The organism is uncultured Nitratireductor sp., assembly GCF_913053745.1.
Taxonomy (GTDB): Bacteria; Pseudomonadota; Alphaproteobacteria; order Rhizobiales; family Rhizobiaceae; genus Nitratireductor.
This window is the reverse complement of sequence record NZ_CAJXGF010000089.1, coordinates 1-19,573: the sequence shown is the minus strand read 5'-3', so window position 1 is coordinate 19,573 and position 19,573 is coordinate 1. Positions and strand designations below refer to the sequence as shown.

The window sequence follows — 19,573 nt, the reverse complement described above, 5'->3', positions numbered from 1 at the left end:
GGTTGACGATGCTCTCCCCCTCGCCATCGGACACGAACGGCCCGTGGACACGCTGTATGCGCCCACCACCAGCCATGTAGAGCATGTCGCCCATACCCAGAAGCTGTTCGGCGCCCTGCTCGCCCAGAATGGTACGGCTGTCGATCTTCGACGTCACCTGGAAGGAGATGCGGGTCGGGAAATTGGCCTTGATCGTGCCGGTGATGACATCGACCGACGGACGCTGCGTGGCCATGATAACATGGATGCCGGCGGCACGCGCCATCTGCGCCAAACGCTGCACCGCGCCCTCGATGTCCTTGCCGGCGACCATCATAAGGTCGGCCATCTCGTCGATAATCACAACGATGAAGGGCATCGGCTCGAGATCCAGATCCTCGCTCTCGTAGATCGCCTCGCCGGTTTCCCGGTCGAACCCGGTCTGCACCGTGCGCTTGATCGTCTCACCCTTCGTCTTGGCCGCGACGACGCGCTGGTTGAAGCCCTCGATGTTGCGCACACCCACCTTGGACATTTTGCGATAGCGGTCTTCCATCTCCCGCACGGTCCATTTGAGCGCGACCACCGCCTTCTTCGGATCGGTGACGACCGGGGTGAGAAGATGCGGGATGCCGTCATAGATCGACAGTTCCAGCATTTTCGGATCGATCATGATCAAACGGCATTGCTCGGGCGTCATGCGGTAGAGCAGCGAAAGGATCATCGTGTTGATGGCAACGGACTTACCGGAACCGGTGGTGCCGGCCACCAGAAGGTGAGGCATCTTGGCAAGATCGGCGATGACCGATTCGCCATTGATGGTCTTGCCGAGCGTAAGCGCCAATTTGGCCTTGTTCGTCTCAAAGTCGCGGCTTGCCAGCAGCTCGCGCAGATAAACCGTCTCGCGCGTGGAATTCGGCAGTTCGATGCCGATGGCGTTGCGGCCGGGCACCACGGCCACGCGGGCCGCTATTGCGCTCATGGACCGGGCAATATCGTCTGCAAGGCCGATGACGCGTGACGACTTGATGCCGGGGGCCGGCTCCAGCTCATAGAGCGTGACCACCGGGCCGGGACGCACATGGATGATCTCGCCCTTGACGCCGAAATCTTCCAGAACGCCTTCGAGAAGGCGGGCATTCTGCTCCAGCGCGTCTCTGGACAAGGACGGATCCTTGGTCGACGTCTTCGGTTCGGCCAGAAGATGAAGCTCGGGCAATTCGAAAATGCCGCTATCGAGGAAGGACGTCTGCGCTTCGCGGCGCACGCGCGCGCCTTCCACCGGGCGGGGCACCGGATTCTCGACACGCTGTTGGACCGGGGAAGCCGCGGCCTGAGGTTGCGGCGCAACCGATCGCGACATGGGTGCATCGAGTTCAGGCTCAACGCGCACACGGGGCGCCGCCGGCGCGGCATCGAAATCGGGTTCAACGCGCGCATCCATATCAAAATCGTCGAAGGATGCGCCCGCCTCGTCCTCGTCCATCCCGACCATGCGGGATCGGCGGGTTTCGCCGGCGCCCCCGCGCGTGAGGTTTCGGCGGAAGAATGCGCAGAAAGAGAGCCACCAATGGGCCATATAACCGAGGATGACAGATCCGCCGCCTTCCTCGTCTTCATCGACTGCATCGAACGGCGTTTCGTCATCCATCTCATCGTCATAGGCGTCGACATCGGGCCGCGACAGGAGGCCGGCTCCAAACGCGAGCAGCCAACCGGCCGGCAGCGCGAGTATGGCGGCAATGACGAAACCGAAGAGGCCGCGCGGATAGGCACCGGTGAACTTGGCCGGAACCGACAGGATCATATCGCCCAACACACCGCCCAGCCCAGTGGGTAGCGGCCAGGTGGCTGACGGCGCGAAAGCGCCGACAATGCCGGCGGCCAGAACCGCGCCCAGGAACCAGGCACCCGCACGCTTCAGGCCGCGATCGATCTCGCGTCCGAGCAGGAGCAGTGCTCCCCAGCACACCGCCGGCACGAGACCGACAAGCGCTGCAAGGCCGTAGAACTGCATGGCGAGATCGGAGAAAACCGCTCCGGGATACCCCATCGCATTGGTGACAGGATTGGCCGTCGCATGACTGAAACTGGGATCGGCGACGTTCCAGGTCGCCAAGCTCGCCACCGCGAAGGCGACAAACGCCAGAAGCGCCAAACCACCGGCCCGCGCCGCCTGACGTCGCAGAAACGCCTGCAGACCGTAGCTGTTTTCTCCCATTGCCAGGAATGCCGAAGACCCGGAACTCATGCGCACAATTCTCCGCTCGCGCTTTGCTTTCGACGCGAAACGCGCCGTGATGACTCGGCTTCGACCCTAGCGAGGCGATGGTTAAGACGGCATTAACCATGCAGAAATGTGGAGCGATTTCTCCACCACCAGCAAAAAGGGCCCGGCGAACCGGACCCTTTCAGGAAGGCAACCGGCCCGAAGGCCGATTGTCAGGCAAGGTTTTGCGCCAATCAGCGGCCGTGCATGGGCATGAACTCCGGATAGGCTTCCACGCCGACCTCTGCCACATCGAGCCCATTCATTTCGTCTTCTGCACTGACACGCAGCCCCATCACGGCCTTGAGAACCGTCCAGACGATAAACGAGGCCACGAAGGCGAACACGCCGTAAGCGACGATGCCCACGATCTGCACACCGAAGCTTGCATCGCCATTGGTAAGCGGCACGGCGAGCGTGCCCCAGATGCCGGCGATGAGGTGGACGGGAATGGCACCGACCACATCGTCGATCTTGAGCTTGTCGAGCAGCGGCACGGTAAGCACCACTATGACGCCGCCAATGGCACCGATAACGATTGCCATGAAGGGGCCAGGCGTAAGCGGCTCGGCGGTGATCGAGACGAGGCCGGCCAGCGCGCCATTGAGGACGAAGGTGATGTCGACCTTCTTGTACATCAATTGCGTGAGGACGAGCGCGGCAACGACACCGCCCGCTGCCGCCAGATTGGTGTTGGCAAAGATGCGGCTAATGTCGGAGGCGTCGGCGTTGGGGCCCATGGAGCCGAGAGCGAGCTGGGAGGCGCCGTTGAAGCCGAACCAGCCGAGCCAGAGGATGAAGGTGCCAAGCGTGGCCAGCGCCATGTTGGAGCCGGGAATCGGCGAGACCTTGCCATCCGACGTGTATTTGCCGTTGCGCGCGCCGAGCAGAATCGCACCGGCGAGGGCCGCCCAACCGCCCACGGAGTGAACCAGGGTGGAGCCCGCGAAATCCTGAAAGCCCATGGCGTCGAGCCAGCCCGCGCCCCATTTCCAAGACCCGGCGACGGGATAGATAAAGCCGGTAAGCAGGACGACGAAAATCAGGAACGGCCAAAGCTTGATCCGCTCGGCCAGCGTGCCCGATACGATGGACGCTGCCGTGGCCACGAACACCATCTGGAAGAACCAGTCGGAGGCGACGGAATAGTCGCCTTCGTTCGCCGTACCGGCGGCAGGCCAACTGTAGGGCGCGAAGGAGCCGATATAGCCCGTCACGTCGACATACATCAGGCTGTAACCCACCACCCAGTACATGATACCGGCGATGGAATAGAGCGCGACGTTCTTCAAAAGCTGCATGGAGACGTTCTTGGTGCGCACCATGCCCGCCTCGAGCATGGCGAAACCGGCCGCCATCCACATGACCAGGAAACCGCCCATGAGAAAGAGCAGTGTGTTGAAAATAAAGGCCGTCTCGGAAGCCGAGGCGAATTCGGGCGCGGCCTCGGCGGCCTCCTGCGCCAGAACCGGATGTGACATGGCCGCCAATGCGAGCCCGCCCAGCGCCAGCGGACCTGCAGCGCTCTTCAGTGTTCGATAAATCATCTTATTCTCCATCGGAATGTTCTGCCGCCTAAAGCGCTTCGACGCCGGTTTCGCCGGTGCGGATGCGCACCGCCCTGTCGAGCGCATGGACAAAGATCTTGCCGTCGCCGATCTGGCCGGTGCGGGCGGCCTCGGCGATGGCCTCGACCACCTGGTCGACCATGTCGGTGTCGACCGCCACCTCGATCTTGACCTTGGGCAGGAACGTCACGGCGTATTCAGCGCCGCGATAGATCTCCGTGTGTCCTTTCTGCCGTCCGTAGCCCTTCACCTCGGTCACGGTGAGGCCCTGGATACCGAGGCCGGTAAGCGCTTCGCGCACGGCCTCGAGCTTGAAGGGCTTGACGATTGCCATCACAATTTTCATGGCAGTTCACCTTTGCTGTTGCGGGGTCCCGCGGGTTGCCTGCATCGCGCGAACCGCCATGCGGACCGCGACAGCAAAGGAGAATCAAATGCCGTGCCAGTTTGACGACACGGAAAACAAAGCATTGATAAGAATACAGAAAAAGAAAACCGGCGCTGAGAAAGCTCGACGCCGGCGGGACATGAATGAATGAATTTTAGGCAGAATTATATAATTGCCTATTTTGTACGCAATCGCACAAGCCCCTCCTGGGCGACAGAGGCGACGAGCGTGCCGTCGCGCGCATAAAGGCTGCCGCGCGAGAAACCGCGTGCACCCTGGGCGGACGGGCTGTCCTGCGTATAGAGCAGCCAGTCGTCGAGCCTATGTGGACGGTGGAACCACATGGCGTGATCGAGGCTCGCCATCTGAATGTCGGGGTCGAAACCGTTTCGCCCATGGGCGAAGGTGGAGGTGTCGAGCAGCGTCATGTCGGAGAGATAGGCAAGCACCGCCGCCTGCAGCGCTCGGTCGTCCGGCACCGGCCCCGTGGTGCGGATCCACACATCCTGGCGCGGCGGAAGCTTGTCGCGACTGGTGTAGTGCTCAATGATGACGGGGCGAACCTCGATGGGCCGCTCGCGCGCCCAGTAGCGGCGGATGTTTTCCGGCACGCGTTCGCCGAACTCGGCCAGGAACTCGCGCTGCGTACGCAGGTTTTCCGGCGGTGTGACGTCCTCCGGCATGGGAAGCTGGTGGTCGAGACCGGGCTCTTCCTTCTGGAACGAGGCAGAGAGCGAAAAGATCGCGTGGCCGTGCTGGATGGCGACCACACGGCGCGTGGTGAAGCTGCCGCCATCGCGGATGCGATCGACCTCGTAGACGATCGGCACTTCCGGATCGCCCGGCCGCATGAAATAGCAGTGAAGCGAATGGACATGGCGAGCGGCATCGACGGTGCGCTGCGCGGCGACAAGGGGCTGGCCGATCCCCTGCCCACCGAAAACGCGCTGCCAGGCCGACTGAGGGCTGCGACCACGAAACAGATTGTGTTCGAGCGTCTCAAGATCGAGTATGGCAAGCAGGTCTTGCATGGCCGACGACATAAAACGGTCCCTTCCGGCGGCTAAATGGTTTGCTGACGTTTCCAAGACGAACGCGGAACCTAAGTCAAGGCGAAGACTTGCAGGAACAATGATGGCGAGCGAGGTGACGCATGGCCAAGAGCACGAAACAGAAATCCCCGCGTGAGCTGGACATCCTGATTGCCGGCGCCGGCTATGTGGGTCTGGCGACCGCCGTTTCCATCTGCCGCGCGCAACCGAACCTGAAGGTGGCGCTGGTGGACGCCGCGCCAGAAGGCGTGTGGCAGCGCGACGGGCGCGCCTCGGCGATCGCCGCAGCCGCCTGCCGGATGCTGAAGCGTCTGGACTGCTGGGCCGAAATCGAACCGGAAGCGCAACCCATCAATGCGATGGAGGTAACCGATTCGCGCACCGCCGATCCCGTGAGGCCGGTGTTTCTCACCTTCGGCGGCGAAGCGGAGGCGGGAGAGCCCTTCGCGCATATGGTGATGAACCGGCACATGAACGGCGCGCTGCGTGCCCGCGCCGCCGAATGCGGCATCGAGATCATCGAGGGCGTTGCGGTGGACGGTTTCGCCAATATGGGCGGCCATGTGGAGGTGAGTCTGGCTGACGGCTCGGCCTGTCGGTCCCGGCTTCTGATCGCCGCCGACGGCGTGCGCTCCAGACTTCGCGACATGGCCGGCATCAAGACGCTGCACTGGGATTACGGGCAATCGGGCATCGTATGCACCGTGGCGCATGAACGCCCGCATAACGGCCGCGCCGAGGAGCACTTCCTGCCAGCCGGCCCGTTTGCCACATTGCCGCTGACCGGCAACCGATCGTCCATCGTCTGGACGGAACGCACGGCGGATGCCGAGCGGCTGGTCAACGAAGACGATCTGATCTTCGAGCAGGAGCTGGAACTGCGCTTCGGCCTGAAGCTCGGCGAGATTCGCGTCGAGGGCCCGCGCCGGGCCTGGCCACTGGGGCTGACGCTGGCGCGCGACTTCGTCAAGCCGCGTTTCGCGCTGGCGGGCGATGCGGCTCACGGCATCCACCCGATCGCCGGCCAGGGGTTGAACCTGGGCTTCAAGGACGCGGCGGCGCTGGCCGAGGTGATCGTTGAAGCGGAGCGCCTCGGTGAGGATATCGGCGCGCTGGACGTGCTGCAGCGCTATGAACGCTGGCGCCGGTTCGACACGGTGCAGATGGGCGCAACGACGGATGTGCTCAATCGGTTGTTCTCCAACGATCTCGCCCCGGTCAGAGCGCTGCGCGATTTCGGTCTCGGCCTCGTTGAACGAATGCCGTCCATGAAGCGTTACTTCATTCAGCAGGCTTCGGGACTGGCCGCAGGCACGCCGAGGCTGCTGCGCGGAGAGGCAATCTAGCCTTTCCGTTCCGACGCACTATTTCCACGAGGAGAAAACCATGGCTATGAAACGGCATGCGAACGTCACCTGGAAAGGATCCCTGGTCGAGGGCGCAGGCAATCTCGACACGCAGAGCGGCGCGCTTTCGGGACTCCCGCTCGGCTTCAAGGCACGCTTCGAGGACGAAAGCGGCAAGACCGGCACCAACCCCGAAGAGCTCATCGCGGGCGCCCATGCGGGCTGTTTCGCCATGCAGCTCTCGCATATGCTGGCCGAGGGCGACACGCCAGCCGACAAGCTCGACGTGCGCGCCGACGTCACCGTGCAGCCGGCGGAAGGCGGCGGCTTCGAGATCACCAGAAGCGCGCTGACGCTGGTGGGCAGCGTACCGGGTCTCGACGAAGCGAAATTCGTCGAGATCGCCGAGAAAGCGAAGGCGTCCTGCCCCGTCTCCAAGGCGCTCGGCGCCATCGAGATCACGCTGGACGCCAAATACGGCTGACGACACTTTCGCGATGAAATCCGTCGGCCGACGCAACGGAAGGTCGTTCGATGGACAGACTTCGCAACCAAAAAACGGGCAATGCAGATAAAATTCCCTTACGAAACAAGTCGTTCGGGAGGAATGACATGCTGCAGGCTCATACGCCGCGAACGCTCAACACGGCGGCGCAGAAATCCACACTTTCAATCACCGACATCACGGCGGATGCCGCGAAGCTGGACGCGTTCGACAATCACGAGCGCGTCTGGCACGGCCGCGACGAGGAACGCGGCCTGAATGCCATCGTGGCGATCCACAACACCGCACTCGGGCCAGGGCTCGGCGGCACACGCGTTTGGCCGCATGAGACCTTCGAGGCCGCGCTCACCGACGTTTTGCGGTTATCGCGCGGCATGACCTTCAAATCGGCCGTGGCAGGCATGGATTTCGGTGGCGGCAAAGCCCTGATCATCGCCGATTCCAAAACCGACAAGACGCCGGCGCTGCTGGAGGCCTATGCCGAAATGCTTCTGGCGCTCGAAGGCCAGTATTTCACCGGCGAGGATGTGGGCTTCACACTCGCCGACGCGGATTTCCTGCGCGAACGCACACCCAATGTGACCGGTACGACCGTGGGCGGCAGCGGCAACCCCTCGCCGGTGACGGCACATGGCGTGTTCCTGGGCATCAAGGCAGCGTTGAAGCATCGCGGCATCGACACACTCGACAAGGTTCATGTGGCGGTGCAGGGACTGGGTTCGGTGGGCTGGACCTTGTGCGAGAAGCTTTACGCAGAGGGCGCGCGGCTCTCGGTGACGGACATCGACACAACCCGCATGGAGCAGGCGAAAGAGGCGTTCGGCGCCAATCCGGTCGCGCTCGACGCGATCCTGCAAGTCGAAGCGGATGTGTTCGCTCCGTGCGCGCTGGGCGGCGGGCTTTCGGCCGAAACAATCCCTACGCTGGGGGCGAAGATCGTCGCGGGTGCGGCCAACAACCCACTCGTGCGTCATGCGGATGCCCGGCTACTGATGGAACGTGGCGTGCTCTATGCGCCGGATTACGTGATCAATGCCGGCGGACTTTTGAACGTCGCGGCCGAACTCGCGCCCGGCGGGTACGACCGCGACGCCACAATGGCGAAGGTGGCGAAAATTCCCGAAACGCTGGCCGATATCTTCGAGCGTGCAGAAGCGCAGGGCCGTCCGACGAACGATGTCGCGGCGGAAATCGCCTTCGAGCGGATCGATGCTGCGCGCTAAACCGGCGCCGCATCGACGCCGGTGCGCTACTTGATCCCGGTGAAGGCCGCCTCGCCCCAGACTTCACGAATGCGGGCGTCGCGGCCGCAGCCTTTTCGATAGCCCTCGTATGCGTCTTTTTTCTTGACCAATCCGAAGCGGGAAAGAATGCGCTCTTCGCTCCGATAATAGTTCTGGTGATAATCCTCAGCCGGCCAGAATTTCGCCGAGCCGAGAACGGGGGTTACAACACTGCCGCCGAGGGCGGCATTCGCTTCCTGCTTGGCCTTCTCCGCCGCGGCCTTCTGGTCTTCATCCAGCGTGTAAACGGCCGTCGAATAACTTTCGCCACGGTCGCAGAACTGCCCCCCGGCATCCGTCGGATCGACGGAGCGGAAAAAGATCTCCAGCAATCGGTCGTAGCTCACCTTCGCATCGTCGTAGTCGATCTTCACCACCTCGCGATGCCCACCTGAAGCATAGTTGCGATAAGTCGGGTTTTCGGTCTTGCCGCCGGCATAGCCGGATACCGTATCGAGCACGCCGGGCACCTTGTCGAAATCCGCCTCGACACACCAGAAGCAGCCGCCGGCGAAAATGGCGGTCTGCCGTTCGGCCGATGCCGGCTGCGACACCGCCACCATGGCGTTTAGGGAAAAGGCAGCGGCCAAAAGGAAACGTCGCAACATGAATGTCTCTCCTGTGTTCCCGCACAGAGCTACCGCGCCGGGCGCCGAATTCAAATCAAGCCGCTACACGCTTGCGTGAGGTGCAGTTCGGACAGGCGATCCTACCACCCATGGACTTGCAGTCTGTCGAGAGGCAGACTTGCTGCAAAACAACCGCACGGGTGAGACAACGATGCTGGGCATCCTCAAGAATCGAACCTACGGTCGCCTGTTCACGGCGCAGGTGATCGCCCTTCTGGGAACGGGGTTGATGACCGTCGCGCTGGGCTTGCTGGCATACGATATCGCGGGTGCGGATGCAGGCGCGGTGCTGGGCACGGCGCTCGCCATCAAGATGATCGCCTATGTGGGCGTCGCGCCCGTGGCGCAGGCTTTGGCCGACAATCTGCCCCGGCGCGCATTTCTCGTATCACTCGACGTGGTCCGCGCCGCCGTGGCGCTCTCCTTGCCGTTCATCACCGAAGTCTGGCAGATTTACTGCCTGATTTTCCTGCTTCAGATCGCCTCGGCGAGTTTTACGCCCACGTTTCAGGCAGTGATTCCGGACATCCTGCCCGACGAGCAGGCGTATACCCGTGCGCTTTCGCTCTCGCGGCTTGCATACGATCTCGAGAATCTGATCTCGCCAATGCTCGCGGCGGCGCTGCTAACCGTTATCAGCTTCCACTTTCTGTTCGCCGGAACGGTTGCAGGCTTTCTGATTTCCGCCGCACTGATCCTCAGCGTCACATTGCCCGCCACAAGCGCCGGTGTGCGCGGCGACTTTCTGAAACGCGCGACGCGTGGGATTCGGATCTATCTCGCCACGCCAAGGCTGCGTGGGCTCCTGGCGATCAACCTCGCCGTTTCGGCGGCAGGTGCCATGGTCATCGTCAACACGGTGGTCATCGTTAAGACCGGCTTCGAGCTGGGCGAAGTCGATGTCGCCTGGGCATTTGCCGCCTTCGGCAGCGGATCCATGCTGGCCGCGCTCGCGCTGCCGCGAATGCTGGACAGGATTGCCGACCGCCCCGTAATGATCGCCGGCGCCGGCGCTCTCATTGTCGGCACGGCGATCGGTGCCACGGTCGACAGCTATGGCGCCCTGCTGGCGCTCTGGCTGGTTCTCGGCATGGGCTACAGCGCAGCCCAGACACCGTCCGGACGCTTGTTGCGCCGCTCGGCACAATCCTCAGACCGACCCGCAATCTTCGCCGCGCAGTTCGCCCTCTCGCATGCCGGCTGGCTCATCTGCTATCCGCTGGCCGGACGCCTTGGCGCAAGCGTTGGCCTTGGCACCACATTTCTCATAATGTCAGCGATAAGCGCCATCGCCTTGCTGCTTGCCATCAGGCTCTGGCCAGCTCGGGAGGTGTCGCAGATTCTCCATGAGCATCCGGATCTGGAACCCGATCATCCGCACTTGCGCGCCCATAAGACGAACGGGCAGCATCGGCATGTCTATGTGATCGACGATCTTCATCCCCATTGGCCGAAAACCGCTTGAGCGGACGCAATTACCGATCCACAACGAAGAAGGGCCGGCGAAAGCCGGCCCGAACGCGTGTCGAAACCCTTCGATGCGAGCCCCGGTCTAGACGCGGCGCTCAACCATCATCTTCTTGATGTTGGCGATGGCTTTGGCCGGGTTCAGGCCCTTGGGGCAGGCCTGCGTGCAGTTCATGATCGTGTGGCAACGATAGAGCCGGAAGGGGTCTTCCAGATTGTCGAGGCGCTCGCCCGTCTTCTCGTCGCGCGAATCGATCAGCCAGCGATAGGCCTGAAGCAACACGGCAGGGCCGAGATAGCGCTCGCCATTCCACCAATAGCTCGGGCAAGAGGTCTGGCAGCAGAAGCACAGAATGCACTCATAGAGCCCGTCGAGCTTGGTGCGGTCCTCATGGCTCTGCTTCCACTCGGTCGCAGGCTCCGGCGTAACCGTCTGCAGCCATGGCTCGATGGAGGAGAGCTGGGCATAGGGAACGGCGAGATCCGGCACCAGGTCCTTGACCACCGGCATGTGCGGCAGCGGATAGATCTTGACCGCATCCTGCGCGACTTCATCCATGCCCTTGGTGCAGGCCAGCGTGTTGGTGCCGTCGATGTTCATGGCGCAGGAGCCGCAGATGCCCTCGCGGCAGGAACGGCGGAAAGTGAGCGTCGGATCGATCTTGTTCTTGATGTAGATCAGCCCGTCGAGAACCATCGGCCCGCAATCGTCCATGTCGACATAATAGGTGTCGACGCGAGGATTGGTCTCGTCGTCCGGCGACCAGCGATAAATCTTGTACTCGCGCAGGTTGGACGCGCCCTCGGGCTTCGGCCAGACCTTGCCCTCCTGGACACGGGAGTTCTTGGGAAGGGTGATTTCAACCATGACTTCCTCGGCTCAGTAAACCCGCGCCTTGGGCGCGATTTTCTTGGGATCGATGCCGCCGTCTTCCAGCTTGAGCATCGGGTCGATGTGGACCGGACGATAGTCCAGCGTCACCTTGCCGCTTTCGTCGACCCAGGACAGCGTGTGCTTGCGCCAGTCCTCGTCGTTGCGGCCGCCCATGGGGCCGTCCTTGTAGTCCTCCCGGGCGTGCGCGCCACGGCTCTCCTTGCGCGCCTCCGCCCCGAAGACGGTGGTGATGGCATTGGCCATCAGATTCTCCAGCTCCAGCGTCTCCATGAGATCGGAGTTCCAGATCATCGAGCGGTCGGAGACCTTGACGTCCGGCAGTTCCTTCCAGACCTCGGTGATGCGCTCGCAGCCTTGTTCCAGAGATTCCTGCGTGCGGAAGACGGCGGCGTCTTCCTGCATGGCGCGCTGCATCTTCTCGCGCAGATCGGCCGTCGGCGTGGAGCCGTCGGCATGACGCAGGCGATCGAAGCGCTCCATGATCTTGTCGCAAGCCGCCTCGTTAAGTGCGGGAACCGGCGCATCGCGATCGACGACCTCGCCGGCGCGGATAGCGGCGGCGCGACCGAAGACCACAAGATCGATCAGCGAATTGGAACCGAGACGATTGGCCCCGTGCACGGAGGCGCAGGCCGCCTCGCCGACGGCCATCAGGCCAGGCGCGACCGCATCGGGATCGTCCTTCGTCGGGTTCAGCACCTCACCCCAGTAATTGGTCGGGATGCCGCCCATATTGTAGTGAACGGTCGGCAGAACCGGGATCGGCTCGCGGGTCACATCGACGCCGGCGAAGATGCGGGCCGATTCGGCGATGCCGGGCAAGCGCTCGTGAATGACCGCCGGGTCCAGATGATCGAGATGCAGGAAGATGTGATCCTTGTTCTTGCCGACGCCCCGGCCCTCGCGGATCTCCATGGTCATGCAGCGCGAAACCACGTCGCGGGAGGCAAGATCCTTGGCCGATGGCGCATAACGCTCCATGAAGCGCTCGCCCTCGGAATTGACCAGATAGCCGCCTTCGCCGCGCACGCCCTCGGTGATGAGACAGCCCGCGCCGTAAATGCCGGTCGGGTGGAACTGCACGAACTCCATATCCTGCAACGGCAGGCCGGCGCGGGCGATCATGCCATTGCCGTCGCCCGTGCAGGTGTGGGCGGAGGTGCAGGAGAAATAGGCGCGGCCATAACCGCCCGTCGCCAGCACCACCATCTTGGCGGAGAAACGATGGATCGTGCCGTCCTCAAGGTTCCACGCCACGACGCCGGTGCACACACCATCGTCGGACATGATGAGATCGAGCGCGAAATACTCGATGAAGAACTGGGCGTGGTTCTTCACGGACTGGCCGTAAAGCGTGTGCAGAATGGCGTGACCGGTACGGTCTGCCGCCGCACAGGTGCGCTGCACGGGCGGACCGTCGCCGAAATTCTGCATGTGGCCGCCGAAGGGGCGCTGATAGATCTTGCCTTCCTCGGTGCGCGAGAAGGGCACGCCGTAATGCTCGAGCTCGTAGACGGCGGCGGGCGCCTCGCGGGCGAGATATTCCATGGCGTCGACATCGCCGAGCCAGTCGGAACCCTTGACCGTGTCGTAGAGATGCCATTGCCAGTGGTCGGGGCCCATATTCCTCAGCGAGGCGGCGATGCCCCCCTGTGCCGCAACCGTGTGCGAGCGGGTCGGGAACACTTTGGTGATGCAGGCCGTCTTCAGCCCCTGCTCGGCCATGCCGAGCGTGGCGCGCAGGCCAGCGCCGCCGGCGCCGACGACGACAACGTCGAACTTGTGGTCGACATAGGTATAGGCGTCTGCCGCCTTCTTATCAGTTGCCTTTGCCATAACCGGGTTCAGCCTCCGAGGGCGATCTTGACGAGGGCGAAGAGGGAGACGACGCCCAGAACGAGAGTGAAGAAGATGTTGCCGATCAAGAGCACGAATTTCGTTCCCTCGCCGTGAATGTAATCCTCGACGATGACCTGCATGCCGAGCTTCATGTGGTAGAGCACCGAAAGGAGAGCAAACGCCAGGAGCGCCGTGACAATCGGGTTGGCAATGGTCGCGCGGATTTCTTCATAGGATGCGCCATTGTTGGCGATGACGAAGCCGATGAAGAAGATGACCAGCGGAACATTGGCGATGGCCGTGAGACGCTGACGCCAGAAATGGTCGGTGCCCTCCTTGGCCGATCCGAGGCCGCGAACGCGGTTAAGCGGGGTGCGCATGTCGCTCATGATCAAAACCCTCCGCGAACAACGTAGCCAACAATCCACACCAGAACGGTCAGCACGATGGATGCCGCGATGTTGGCCTTGGCCATTTTCGTCGCCGTCTCCTTCTCGAGGCCGCGACCCGTGTCCCACACCAGATGGCGCAGCCCGCCGATCAGGTGATGGATCATGGCCCAGGTAAAGCCGAACAGGACCAGAAGACCGAACCAGGATCCGTAAATGCCATTGACCATATCGAAGGTCTCCTTCGAGCCGGCGGCAGCGGCAAGCCAGGCGACGAAAAGCACCATGCCGAAATAGAGCGCGCCGCCGGTGATGCGGTGGACGATCGACATCAGCATGGTCGGAATCAGGCGGTAGACTTGCAGGTGCGGTGAAAGCGGCCTGGCTTGGACAGTTGTGGATTTGCTCATGGCTTCCCCAATTCGATACCGGCGCGGCGGGGTGGCTGTTGCGAGAGCGACATCGGATCCCGAACTCGCGCCCTGCGGCTGTGGCTTTCTAATGCGGTTTTTGCAGTGCGTCAAAGCCGCAAAAACGATCTTCCATGCGATTACATCGCAGGCGGAACACGCGGCGACCGGCATTGCAAGGCTTCAAACGATTGAAGGCAAATTTTTTCCGGTCGCGCGCATTTGCGCTCAGCGGCGGCATGTGATCGGCACCTTGCCGCTGACCATCCAGAGCGCTTCGCTGCCCTCGATAACCACGGCATAGAGCGACTCGCCGAAGCGAACGCTCTGGCCGGGCGGCGATGCCGGCAGATCAAGCTCGAGACCGCGTGGGCTTATCACGGAGATACCGCTCCCCTTGGGCGTTATCGTCATTTTCATTGCATCGTCGCAACTCAGTTCGACCGGCCCGGAGAAAGCAAGCTTCGAAGACTTGCTCCCACCTTGTGGCGACGTCGCGACGCACCCTGTCAGCAACGCCGCGCATCCCAGGGCGCAAACGCCGGCAAGTCCGCGTCGACGCGGCCGCGAAACAAACGATCCTGTGGGTTTCATACTGCCTCTATTGCGTATCCGAATCCGGGGAGCGGTCGCTTCCCTGATCGAAACGAATGACGTGTGTGGTCCAATCGGCGGGCGCGGCCATGATCTCGTAGAGCTTGCGGCCCTCTTCCGGCTGGCGCGGCGCATTGAGCGCCAGGCGGGCCCAGCCGCGCTCCTCCGCCTGATCGGCGATCACGTCGACCAGCGCCTTGCCGATGCCCTTGCGGCGGTGATCGTGATGCACGAAGAGATGATCGACAAGGCCATGGCGCATGCCGGAAACCGGGTCCGGCAGATCGTAAAAGAGTGCGAAGCCCACAAGGGCGCCATCGAGACTGGCACCGACGATCTCGACGGCACGATCCTGAAGCAGGGTCTCGGCGTAATACTCGTCCGGGCGGCGCGGCGCGCCACGCTTCAGCGACTGGGTGTAGGCCGCCAGCAGCGGCGCCAGAACATGCGCATCCTTGAGACGCAGCGGATTGATGTCGATCTGATGATTCTCGCCCATGGAGCACCCTTCCCCGAAATTAACCACATCTGTCAATCGGCATGTTGGCGCAGCATGCTCCACGTGACAAAGGTTAAGAAAAGCTTAATTATAGAGCTCGAGGGGGCCACGAGGACTGAAGGAGCGATGGCGCATGCCTTTACGATCTTTGTTCGTGGCCGCGGCTCTGGCGGCCGCAGCCACGACTTTCCCGGCGATCGCCGGCGGTTTTCATGATGCCGGTCATGGCCGCGTCTATGCGGATGCCTATGGCAATCTGGTGATTCACAGCCGGGCGGGCTTCAAACGCATCATGGTCGGCAAGGGGAGCCTGGCCGACGACTACCGCGCGCTCGGCATCGAAGCGCCGCGCGAGACAGCCTATATGGAACGGCGGCGCGGCAAGCTCTATCTGCGCAGGGCCGCACCCTGCAGCGAGGGTGTTCTGATCAAGGGCCGTGGCTATATGTACGGCCTCTCGGACGGTGAACTGCCCGTGCTCGTCTCACCTTGCGACTGAGGAGCAGTTTTCGTTCGAACTTGCGAGCACGGGAGGCTCCATGAGCCGAGAGGCCGAAACCGCCCGCGCGCTGCGCGGCCACATCGACCAGATGCAGACCATGACCCGCTTCGTGCTGGCGACGCTGGCGCTGGCAAGCGGAGTTTACACCTATCTCGGGGTGCGCAGCCTGCTGGACGGCACGGCAACGCTCGTCTTTCTCGCCGCCGTCATTTATTCGGCGGCCGTTTCCGTCGGCATATACGGGTTCTGGACCTATCTCATCCGTTTCCTGCCGGAAATGCGCGACGCCGGTTCCCGACTGGCCCTGTTCGGTGTGATGGGCGTGGGCTGCCTCATGATCGTGGCCATGTCCTCGTGGCTCAACGCAGCGGCGCTGGCGGGCTCCGCCGCGGTCGAGCAGCATCTTGCCGAGACGCTCGAAGACTATACAAGCGACCTCGACCAGGCGCATTCCAATGCGCTCGGCGCATTGTCGCTTCTGCCCGACATTCAACGTGCTTCCGAGCGCTTTTCGCGGCTGGCGGAGGACGAGCGCAATTCCGGTGCGCTGACAGGCACCTCCGGCTCCGGCAGCGTGGTGCAGCTTTTGACGCAGATGTCGGCGCAGATGCGCGAACTGGAAAACACGATCCAGAATTCGCGCGAAACCGTGAGCGATCAGTTCAAACAGGGGCAAGACCGGCTCGCCGCCATGCGCACGCTGGTCTCGGCCCCAGGCCCCATCCAGCCGCGCTCCGACCGGTTTGCCGAAGAAGCGGTGGCGCTGGCCGGCGTTATTGCGGCGCTTGAACAGACTTCCATCGCACCCTCCGTGGCGCGTGCGGCAGCCGACCTCTCCGCCGGCTTCATCGCGCCGGTTGCCGATGGCCTCTCGGCCGATCTCGCCGGCCGCCAGGATGCGGTGATGGCAACGGTGCGCGAATCGGTGGCCGCCCAGTCAACGGCACTCTCGGATGCGGCGGCCGAAATTCTCGCTCAACCGAAAGTGGCGGAACGGCGCTATGTGCCGCTTTCGTCCGCCGAAGCCGTGCTGCGCTACGCAGGCAGCTTCCTACCGAGCTGGGCCGGCGCAATCTCCATCGACCTGTTGCCGGCCGTACTGGTCGGCGTGCTCGCGGTCGTTTTCGCCTCGATCCGCCGAGGCGAGAGCGAGTTGACAGCGGCCGACCGGATCACCGCCGCCGACATGATGCGCTCGCTCGAACTGCATGACACGATCATGGCGCGCAAGGCCGCCGCGACCGAGACCACGGCGACACTTGAAACTGGGAATGCACCGCAAACCGAACCCGAGACAGCGCAGAACATCACTCCGCTCTCAACACTCTCAGACCGCAAACGGCACGAACCATGAGCGACCATCCGGCCACCCTCGACGAAAAACCGAAGCGCAACCCGCTGGTGCGCTATTTCAGCCGCTTCGACGATGGCGCGCTAATGCGTTGGGCGTTTGTGGGTGTCCTGATCGGCTCGGCGACCGTACTCGGTATGGATCTGCGGGAACTGGTCGACCGAAATGGCGGACTCTGGCCGACAGAAAGCACAAGCCCGATGGAGCGCAGCGTGACGGTGTTGCCACCGGCAGTGGAAACCGGCGACGCGCGCGAACAGTCAGCCGATCCGCGCCAGTTCGTGCGCTCCAGGCGCGAGGCGCTGCGCGATCCGATCCGCTTTACGTTGAAGGCGGGTGGGGTTCTGGCCGCCGACGGAGCGATCGACCAGGGGGCCGCGGGGCGCTTTCAGGCCGAGCTCGATGCGCGCGGCGAATATGTAACCAGCGTGGCACTCAATTCGCCCGGCGGCTCGCTGGAGGACGCCATGGCGATCTCTCGCCTCGTGCGCGAACGCGGGCTAGCGACCAGCGTGGCGGATGGCGCGATCTGCGCCTCCTCATGCCCGCTGATTCTGGCCGGCGGCGTCGAGCGGCAGGCGGGAGACAAGGCGGCCATCGGCGTGCACCAGTTCTACGCGGCGGAACAGATGAACAACCCCGCTCAGGCCATGGCCGATGCGCAGATCATCACCGCACGGATTTCACGCCACCTCGACGAAATGGGTATCGATCCAGCGCTTTGGCTGCACGCGCTCGATACCCCGCCCCGCGCGCTCTACTATCTGACACCGAAGCAAATGAAGGACTATCGGCTTACCACGGGACCGTTGAAACTGGCGCGTTATTAGGCCGCGCGTATACGCAACGCGCATACAACCTGGCCCGCTGCAGCCGCATTTACGACCTTCATCGCGAGCACGCACTGCCGCCCAACCCCGATTCACTTAAGCGCGACAATCCGGATTGGCTCTCACCCGGGACGTTACGGTATGGCATGGCACGATGACCGCCGCAGGACGCCTGTCCCGCGGCGACGCGCCGAATAACCGATCAGCTCTTGGGCCACTCGCGGATATCGACGAAATGACCGGCAATGGCGGCGGCGGCTGCCATGGCCGGCGACACGAGATGCGTGCGGCCCTTGAAGCCCTGGCGTCCCTCGAAGTTGCGGTTCGAGGTGGAAGCGCAGCGCTCGCCGGGCTTCAGGCGGTCGTCGTTCATGGCCAGGCACATGGAGCAGCCCGGCTCGCGCCAGTCGAAGCCGGCGGCCTTGAAGATCTTGTCCAATCCTTCGGCCTCGGCCTGGGCCTTCACGAGACCGGAGCCGGGCACGATCATCGCATCAAGACCGTCCTTGACCTTCTGGCCCTCGGCGATCTTTGCCGCCTCGCGCAGATCCTCGATGCGGCCATTGGTGCAGGAACCGATGAAAACCCGGTCGACGGCAATGTCTGTGATCTTCGTGCCGGGGGTGAGGCCCATATATTCGAGTGCGCGCTTCTTGGAGAGACGCTTGTTTTCCTCGGCAATGTCGTCCGGATTCGGCACCACGCCGGTGACGGAGATGACATCCTCTGGCGAGGAACCCCAGGTGACGATGGGCGGCAGGTTGGCAGCATCGAGCCGGACAATGCGGTCATACTCCGCGCCCTCGTCGGTGCGCAGCGACTCCCAATAGGCGCGCGCCATGTCCCATGCCTTGCCCCTGGGCGCCCGTGGGCGGTCCTTGATATAGGCATAGGTGGTCTCGTCCGGCGCAATGAGGCCGGCCCGGGCGCCACCCTCGATCGACATGTTGCAGACGGTCATGCGGCCTTCCATGGACAGCGCACGGATCGCTTCACCCGCATACTCCATGACGTGACCGGTACCGCCGGCGGTGCCGATTTCACCGATGATGGCGAGGATGATGTCCTTGGCGGTGACACCCTCGGGCAAAGCGCCGTCCACCTGTATGAGCATGTTCTTGGCGCGACGCTGGATGAGCGTCTGCGTGGCCAGAACATGCTCGACCTCGGACGTGCCGATGCCGTGGGCCAGCGCGCCGAAAGCACCATGGGTGGAGGTGTGGCTGTCGCCGCAGACAATGGTCATGCCCGGCAGGGTGAAGCCCTGTTCCGGACCGACGATGTGGACGATGCCCTGACGCTCGTCATTGGCATCGTAATATTCGATGCCGAAATCGGCCGCGTTTTTCGCCAGCGCATCCACCTGGATACGGCTTTCCTCGTTCTTGATGCCGAACTTGCGGTCGGGCGAGGTGGGCACGTTGTGATCGACCACGGCGAGGGTCTTTTCCGGATGGCGCACATTGCGGCTGGCCATGCGCAGGCCCTCGAAAGCCTGTGGGCTCGTCACTTCGTGCACCAGGTGGCGATCGATATAGAGCAGGCAGGTGCCATCATCCTGGCTGTCGACCAGGTGATCGTCGAAAATCTTGTCGTAGAGCGTGCGTGCTTTGGTCATTTTGTTCATCCCTAGCGGAGCGAAATGGAAGGCTGGCCGGCTAATCTTTGTCTCGTTGCATTGCCTTCGCCCACGCGAGGGAATGCCGAGCCGGTTGGCGTGTCCGCCTAAGGCAGTCGGCTCAGAAGCGAGCCGGAAACCCGCGCGAAAAAGCGGCTCC

General features: G+C 63.0%; 19 protein-coding genes. 7 read left to right on the top strand and 12 right to left on the bottom strand.

The window, feature by feature from the left end:
- From QZ638_RS14800 to tesB, 4 genes are all read right to left on the bottom strand, one after another.
- Positions 1–2,230: DNA translocase FtsK (locus QZ638_RS14800; protein ID WP_295811966.1), on the bottom strand; the 2,230-nt coding region annotated here is incomplete at its 3' end.
- A 212-nt stretch (positions 2,231–2,442) separates the two neighbouring features.
- The gene (locus QZ638_RS14795) at positions 2,443–3,795 is read right to left on the bottom strand and encodes an ammonium transporter (protein ID WP_295811964.1); all 1,353 of its coding nucleotides are present in this window, start codon (positions 3,793–3,795) and stop codon (positions 2,443–2,445) included.
- A 28-nt stretch (positions 3,796–3,823) separates the two neighbouring features.
- Positions 3,824–4,162, bottom strand: a complete 339-nt coding sequence (locus QZ638_RS14790; RefSeq protein WP_295811962.1) for a P-II family nitrogen regulator — start codon at positions 4,160–4,162, stop codon at positions 3,824–3,826.
- Positions 4,163–4,380: 218 nt separating this feature from the next.
- Positions 4,381–5,247 carry an acyl-CoA thioesterase II gene (gene tesB / locus QZ638_RS14785; protein ID WP_295811959.1) on the bottom strand — a complete coding sequence of 289 codons (867 nt, stop codon included), beginning with the start codon at positions 5,245–5,247 and terminating at the stop codon, positions 4,381–4,383.
- Positions 5,248–5,357: 110 nt separating this feature from the next.
- Between tesB and QZ638_RS14780 the strand changes: the two genes are divergently transcribed.
- From QZ638_RS14780 to QZ638_RS14770, 3 genes are all read left to right on the top strand, one after another.
- Entirely contained in the window at positions 5,358–6,602 is a 1,245-nt protein-coding gene (locus tag QZ638_RS14780; RefSeq protein WP_295811957.1) for a ubiquinone biosynthesis hydroxylase, read from the top strand.
- A 46-nt stretch (positions 6,603–6,648) separates the two neighbouring features.
- Entirely contained in the window at positions 6,649–7,086 is a 438-nt protein-coding gene (locus QZ638_RS14775) for an OsmC family protein (protein WP_295811971.1), read from the top strand.
- Between the two features lie 128 nt (positions 7,087–7,214).
- A complete protein-coding gene (locus QZ638_RS14770) occupies positions 7,215–8,330 on the top strand; it encodes a Glu/Leu/Phe/Val dehydrogenase dimerization domain-containing protein (protein WP_295811955.1) in 1,116 nt (371 codons plus the stop codon).
- 26 nt (positions 8,331–8,356) lie between these two features.
- Here the strand turns inward: QZ638_RS14770 and msrA are convergent, their stop codons facing one another.
- Positions 8,357–8,998: a peptide-methionine (S)-S-oxide reductase MsrA gene (gene msrA / locus QZ638_RS14765; protein WP_295811952.1), complete on the bottom strand. Its 642-nt coding sequence runs from the start codon at positions 8,996–8,998 to the stop codon at positions 8,357–8,359.
- A gap of 172 nt (positions 8,999–9,170) precedes the next feature.
- Between msrA and QZ638_RS14760 the strand changes: the two genes are divergently transcribed.
- Entirely contained in the window at positions 9,171–10,484 is a 1,314-nt protein-coding gene (locus QZ638_RS14760) for an MFS transporter (protein ID WP_295811968.1), read from the top strand.
- Between the two features lie 87 nt (positions 10,485–10,571).
- On the opposite strand, the gene QZ638_RS14755 is transcribed toward QZ638_RS14760, so the two are convergent.
- The 6 genes from QZ638_RS14755 to QZ638_RS14730 all read right to left on the bottom strand — a co-directional run bounded on the left by QZ638_RS14755 (position 10,572) and on the right by QZ638_RS14730 (position 15,112).
- Entirely contained in the window at positions 10,572–11,354 is a 783-nt protein-coding gene (locus QZ638_RS14755) for a succinate dehydrogenase iron-sulfur subunit (protein WP_295811948.1), read from the bottom strand.
- Between the two features lie 12 nt (positions 11,355–11,366).
- Complete coding sequence (sdhA, locus tag QZ638_RS14750; protein ID WP_295811946.1) at positions 11,367–13,217, bottom strand: succinate dehydrogenase flavoprotein subunit; 1,851 nt, start codon at positions 13,215–13,217, stop codon at positions 11,367–11,369.
- Positions 13,218–13,225: 8 nt separating this feature from the next.
- Positions 13,226–13,609 (bottom strand): succinate dehydrogenase, hydrophobic membrane anchor protein, encoded by a 384-nt coding sequence (gene sdhD / locus QZ638_RS14745; RefSeq protein WP_295811944.1) that lies wholly within the window; start codon positions 13,607–13,609, stop codon positions 13,226–13,228.
- A 2-nt stretch (positions 13,610–13,611) separates the two neighbouring features.
- Positions 13,612–14,019, bottom strand: a complete 408-nt coding sequence (gene sdhC, locus QZ638_RS14740) for a succinate dehydrogenase, cytochrome b556 subunit (protein ID WP_295811941.1) — start codon at positions 14,017–14,019, stop codon at positions 13,612–13,614.
- A 228-nt stretch (positions 14,020–14,247) separates the two neighbouring features.
- Positions 14,248–14,433, bottom strand: coding sequence for a hypothetical protein (locus QZ638_RS14735; protein ID WP_295811938.1), 186 nt, complete (start codon positions 14,431–14,433; stop codon positions 14,248–14,250).
- 187 nt (positions 14,434–14,620) lie between these two features.
- Positions 14,621–15,112, bottom strand: a complete 492-nt coding sequence (locus QZ638_RS14730) for a GNAT family N-acetyltransferase (protein WP_295811935.1) — start codon at positions 15,110–15,112, stop codon at positions 14,621–14,623.
- 133 nt (positions 15,113–15,245) lie between these two features.
- On the opposite strand from QZ638_RS14730, the gene QZ638_RS14725 reads away from it, so the two are divergent.
- From QZ638_RS14725 to QZ638_RS14715, 3 genes are read left to right on the top strand one after another with little or no spacing between them, the layout of a single operon-like run.
- Complete coding sequence (locus tag QZ638_RS14725) at positions 15,246–15,611, top strand: hypothetical protein (protein WP_295811933.1); 366 nt, start codon at positions 15,246–15,248, stop codon at positions 15,609–15,611.
- Between the two features lie 40 nt (positions 15,612–15,651).
- The gene (locus QZ638_RS14720) at positions 15,652–16,968 is read left to right on the top strand and encodes a hypothetical protein (protein WP_295811931.1); all 1,317 of its coding nucleotides are present in this window, start codon (positions 15,652–15,654) and stop codon (positions 16,966–16,968) included.
- Positions 16,965–17,795: a hypothetical protein gene (locus QZ638_RS14715; protein WP_295811929.1), complete on the top strand. Its 831-nt coding sequence runs from the start codon at positions 16,965–16,967 to the stop codon at positions 17,793–17,795. The genes QZ638_RS14720 and QZ638_RS14715 overlap by 4 nt, the downstream gene beginning before the upstream one ends.
- Before the next feature lie 202 nt (positions 17,796–17,997).
- Here the strand turns inward: QZ638_RS14715 and leuC are convergent, their stop codons facing one another.
- Complete coding sequence (leuC, locus tag QZ638_RS14710) at positions 17,998–19,413, bottom strand: 3-isopropylmalate dehydratase large subunit (RefSeq protein ID WP_295811923.1); 1,416 nt, start codon at positions 19,411–19,413, stop codon at positions 17,998–18,000.
- Between the last annotated feature and the right edge of the window lie 160 nt (positions 19,414–19,573).